At 74.7% G+C, this 4,811-nt stretch carries 3 protein-coding genes and 1 pseudogene; 2 read left to right on the top strand and 2 right to left on the bottom strand.

Translation table 11 applies throughout. From position 1 onward, the window contains the following. Both GRC12_RS41935 and GRC12_RS41930 read right to left on the bottom strand, forming a co-directional pair. A pseudogene (locus GRC12_RS41935) lies at positions 1–204 on the bottom strand (hypothetical protein); the annotation flags it as partial. A gap of 172 nt (positions 205–376) precedes the next feature. Further along, positions 377–1,729 carry an SWIM zinc finger family protein gene (locus tag GRC12_RS41930; protein WP_208785698.1) on the bottom strand — a complete coding sequence of 451 codons (1,353 nt, stop codon included), beginning with the start codon at positions 1,727–1,729 and terminating at the stop codon, positions 377–379. 133 nt (positions 1,730–1,862) lie between these two features. Between GRC12_RS41930 and GRC12_RS41925 the strand changes: the two genes are divergently transcribed. Then, positions 1,863–3,002, top strand: a complete 1,140-nt coding sequence (locus GRC12_RS41925) for an ATP-binding protein (RefSeq protein ID WP_208785697.1) — start codon at positions 1,863–1,865, stop codon at positions 3,000–3,002. Next, positions 2,999–4,811 (top strand): DUF5682 family protein (locus GRC12_RS41920; RefSeq protein ID WP_308286752.1); only part of this gene is annotated, 1,813 nt, incomplete at its 3' end. The genes GRC12_RS41925 and GRC12_RS41920, both read left to right, overlap by 4 nt.

Here is a 4,811-nt window from a genome sequence, read left to right as displayed (position 1 = left end):
AACTCGCCGCTGTGACCGGTCGGCCCGGCCGGCCCGCCGTCGTACGGTCTCCAGGGCCGCCGCGTCCAGCAGGGCGACCGGTGCCTCGCGGCCGGCGGTGCCGCCGGGCGGTGTACGGCGCTCCGTGCCGAGCAGGGCGGCCGTGACGAGCTCCTCCCAGACGCCCGGAGCGGGCGCATCCACAGGTGTGGACGTCCTGTTCATGCGGTTCCTTTCCCTCGCGTGCCCGGGAGTGGTTGAAGGCTCAGTCGGTTGCGGGTGTCCTGTGGGACGGGATGTATCCATGCAAGAGGTAGGGAAGAGGTGAGGAAGCGGTCGGCGGGTTTCTCCGCGGACGCCACCCGGACGGGCCGTGCACGCTGGTCGGGGCCGCCGCTCAGCACAGCCGGACCGCCTCGCCCTCGCCCTCCGGCCAGGCCGTCAGTGGTGTGAAGCCCCGGTGACCGCACTCGCCGAAGACCTTGACGGGGGTGCCCCCCGACAGGGCGACCAGACGCCAGAGGCCGGGCCGGGACCGGGCGGTCGGGGTCAGGGGCAGTGCCGTGTCGCCGTCGGCGTCCGCGAGCTGCCAGGAGTCGCCGGCCGGGGTCGGTATGACGCGGTCCAGCGTGACCGGGACGGAGTCCAGCCACGGATCGCCGCGCAGGGCCGTGCCGTAGTGTGCGGCGGCCTCGGCCGTCGTCATGCCCGGCGGCCGTACCGGTGTCGACGCCGGCGGTGCGAACTGCTCGCCCAGGGAGGCGCGTTGCTGGCCGCCCGGATGAGCGGACACCTCCGCGTCCAGGGCCAGGCCCACCGGCAGTGCCAGTTCGGGAGCGCGGCCCGCCGCTCCGTAGGACAGGATCAGCGCCGTGCGCCGCGAATCGGCGCCGTGGAGCCAGATGCGGCGGGTCGTCAGTCGGGTGTCCGCCGTGTCGTACTGGGCCAGGACCAGCCAGTGGTCCCGCAGCGGCGGGCCGTCCGCCGTGCCGGGCAGGCCGATGCGGGAGCGGACCGTCGCCGCCAGGCCGTCCGGCAACTGCTCGCGCCGCAGCCAGCCCTGGTCGAGGAGGTGCAGCAGCGCGCACTCCTCCAGCAGACGCACGGGCCAGCCCGGTCCGGACCCCGGCATCGCCCCCAACTCGCGCACCCGCGCCGCCAGTCCGGGCGCCTGGGCGTCGACCATGCGGGCCGCCGTCTCCTCCCACTGCCCGTACCCCGCCCCTTCCGCGCTCGCCAGGCCGCCGCGCAGCAGATCCGCCAGGCGCTGCTCCAGCTCCGTCGCGCCCGCGGTGACCCGCTCGGCCCGTCGCTCCGCCCGGCGCCGGGCCGCCTCCGGATCAGCGGAGGCCGAAGCGGCACCGGAGGCGTCCGCCGCCCGCTTCTCCTGCGTCCGCTTCCTTCTCCCCTCGATCCACTGCGCCGCCCAGTCCGGCGGACTGCCCGCCGGCACCGCGGCGTCCTCGCCCGCCCAGAGCAGCAGCAGCCCGAGCGCGTGCTTGCACGGGAACTTGCGGCTCGGACAACTGCACTTGTAAGCGGGCCCCGTCGCGTCCGCGATGTCGACGACCGTCTGGTACGGCTTGCCGCCACTGCCCTTGCACAGCCCCCACACCGTCCCCTCGTCACAGGTCCCCGCCTCGGACCACGGCCCCGCCGCGCCGAGTTTGCTTCCCGCTTTGCGTGACGCGGCGTCAGGCGCCAGTGCCAGCACCTGCTCCGCGCTCCAGCGCACCCCCTGCTGAGTCATGTCTCCGACGGTAGATCCCGCCACTGACAATCGGCTCTGCGAGGGCGTTTGCGCAGGTCACATCGCATTGTCAGTGGCGTGGTGCACGGTGGGTGACAGATCCGAACCGGCCGAGCTGGAGGGGGCCTCAGCCATGTCTGTGTCCGTGGAACCGACGACCGTCGAAGCAGCCGACGTACCTGTGGAGGAACCGGCCGACGCGTTGCGGCCGCACGCCGAGGACGCCTTCGCCGGTGAACTCGCCGCGCTGGCGGCGCAGGACGACCGGCCGCGCCCGGCCCGATGGAAGCTGTCGCCGTGGGCGGTGGCCATGTATCTGCTCGGCGGCACGCTGCCGGACGGCACGGTGATCACACCGAAGTACGTGGGCCCGCGCCGCATCGTCGAGGTCGCCGTCACCACCCTCGCCACCGACCGCGCCCTGCTCCTGCTGGGCGTGCCCGGCACCGCCAAGACCTGGGTGTCCGAGCATCTGGCCGCGGCGGTCAGCGGCGACTCCACCCTGCTCGTGCAGGGCACCGCGGGCACGCCGGAGGAGGCGATCCGGTACGGCTGGAACTACGCGCAGCTGCTCGCCCACGGCCCGAGCCGGGACGCCCTGGTGCCGAGCCCCGTCATGCGGGCCATGGCGGAGGGGATGACGGCGCGGGTGGAGGAGCTGACCCGTATCCCGGCGGACGTCCAGGACACGCTGATCACGATCCTCTCCGAGAAGACGCTGCCGATACCGGAGCTGGGGCAGGAGGTCCAGGCGGTCCGCGGCTTCAACCTGATCGCCACCGCCAACGACCGCGACCGCGGGGTCAACGACCTCTCCAGCGCCCTGCGCCGCCGCTTCAACACGGTGGTGCTGCCGCTGCCGGAGAGCGTCGAGGCCGAGGTCGACATCGTCTCGCGGCGCGTCGACCAGATCGGCCGTTCCCTGGAGCTGCCGGCCGTGCCCGACGGCGTCGACGAGATCCGCCGGGTCGTCACGGTCTTCCGCGAACTGCGCGACGGGGTCACCGCCGACGGGCGGACGAAGCTCAAGTCGCCCAGCGGCACCCTGTCGACGGCCGAGGCGATCTCCGTCGTCACCAACGGGCTCGCCCTGGCCGCCCACTTCGGGGACGGTGTGCTGCGGGCCGGTGACGTGGCCGCCGGCATCCTCGGCGCCGTCGTGCGCGACCCCGCGGCCGACCGGGTGATCTGGCAGGAGTACCTGGAGGCGGTCGTCCGCGAGCGTGACGGCTGGACGGACTTCTACCGGGCCTGCCGGGAGGTGAGCGCGTGACGGGTCAGGGGGGCGGCCGGCCGTTGCTGCTCGGGGTGCGGCATCACGGGCCCGGATCGGCGCGGGCGGTGCGCGCGGCGCTGGACGCGGCCCGGCCGGACGTCGTGCTGATCGAGGGGCCGCCCGAGGCCGACGCGCTCATCCCGCTGGCCGCCGAGGAGGACATGCGGCCGCCGGTCGCGCTCCTCGCCCACGCGGTGGACGAGCCCGGCCGCTCGGCCTTCTGGCCGCTCGCCGAGTTCTCCCCGGAGTGGGTGGCGATCCGCTGGGCCCTGGCCCACGAGGTCCCGGCCCGCTTCATCGACCTGCCGGCGACCCACACGCTGGCGTGGGGGCAGGACAGGACCGAGGGGCCGACGGAGCGGAAAACCGACGGAGCCGGAGGAGAGGGAGCGGAGGGGGCCGACGCCGCCTCCGAAGTCGACGTCCGGATCGACCCGTTGGCCGTGCTCGCGGACGCTGCGGGATATGACGACCCCGAGCGGTGGTGGGAGGACGTCGTCGAGCACCGGGGAGTGGGCGAGGGGGACGCGTTCGCGCCGTTCGCCGTGCTCGAAGAGGCGATGGCGGCGCTGCGGGAGACGTACGGCGTCGGTGGGCGCGACCGGGACCTCGTGCGCGAGGCCCATATGCGGCTCCGGATGCGGGCGGCCGAGCGGGAGTTCGGGGGCGGGGTGGCCGTGGTGTGCGGGGCCTGGCACGTGCCCGCGCTGCGGGAGAGGACGACCGTCGCGGCCGACCGGGCGCTGCTGAAGGGCCTGCCGAAGGTCAAGGCGGACATGACATGGGTGCCGTGGACGCACCGGCGGCTGTCCCGGGTCAGCGGGTACGGCGCGGGGATCGAGTCACCGGGCTGGTACGGGCATCTGTTCGGTGCCCCGGACCGGCCGATCGAGCGCTGGATGACCAAGGTGGCAGGACTCCTCCGGCAGGAGGACCGGCTCGTTTCCTCCGCGCATGTCATCGAGGCGGTACGACTGGCCGAGACGCTCGCGGCGATGCGGGGACGCCCCCTGCCGGGGCTCGGTGAGACGACCGACGCCGTGCGCGCGGTGATGTGCGAGGGCTCGGACGTGCCGCTGGGGCTGGTGCACGACCGGCTGGTCGTCGGGGACGTGCTGGGAGAGGTGCCGCGGGAGGCGCCGGCGGTGCCGTTGCAGCGGGACCTCGACCGGACCCAGCGCCGGCTGCGGCTCAAACCAGAGGCGCTGGAGCGGGAGGTGGAGCTCGACCTGCGCAAGGAGACCGACGCCGGGCGCAGCAGGCTGCTGCACCGGCTGCGGCTGCTGGGCATCGGCTGGGGCGAGCCGGTCGCCTCCCGGGGGAGCACGGGGACCTTCCGGGAGACCTGGCGGCTGCGCTGGGAGCCGGAGCTGTCGGTGCGGGTGGCGGAGGCCGGGGTGTGGGGGACGACCGTGCTCGGCGCCGCGACCGCCAAGGCGGAGGCGGACGCGCTGGCCGCGCAGGGGCTCGCTGACGTCACCGGGCTCGCCGAGCGCTGTCTGCTGGCCGAACTGCCGCGGGCGCTTCCCGTGGTGATGCGGGTCCTCGCCGACCGGGCCGCCCTCGACGCGGACGTCGGCCATCTCGCCCAGGCCCTGCCCGCCCTGGTCCGCTCCCTGCGGTACGGCGACGTACGCGGCACCGACACCCGCGCCCTGGCCGAGGTAGCGGCGGGCCTGGCCGAGCGAGTGTTCGTGGGCCTCCCTCCCGCGTGCGCCTCCCTCGACCAGGACGGGGCCGAGGAGATGCGCCGGCATGTGGACGCGGTGCACGGGGCGGTGGGGCTCCTGGCGGACGTACCCGCCC

This window comes from Streptomyces griseorubiginosus (assembly GCF_017614965.1).
Classification (GTDB): domain Bacteria; phylum Actinomycetota; class Actinomycetes; order Streptomycetales; family Streptomycetaceae; genus Streptomyces; species Streptomyces griseorubiginosus_B.
Note: the sequence above shows the minus strand (reverse complement) of the source record. Positions and strands in the feature narration are given on the sequence as shown.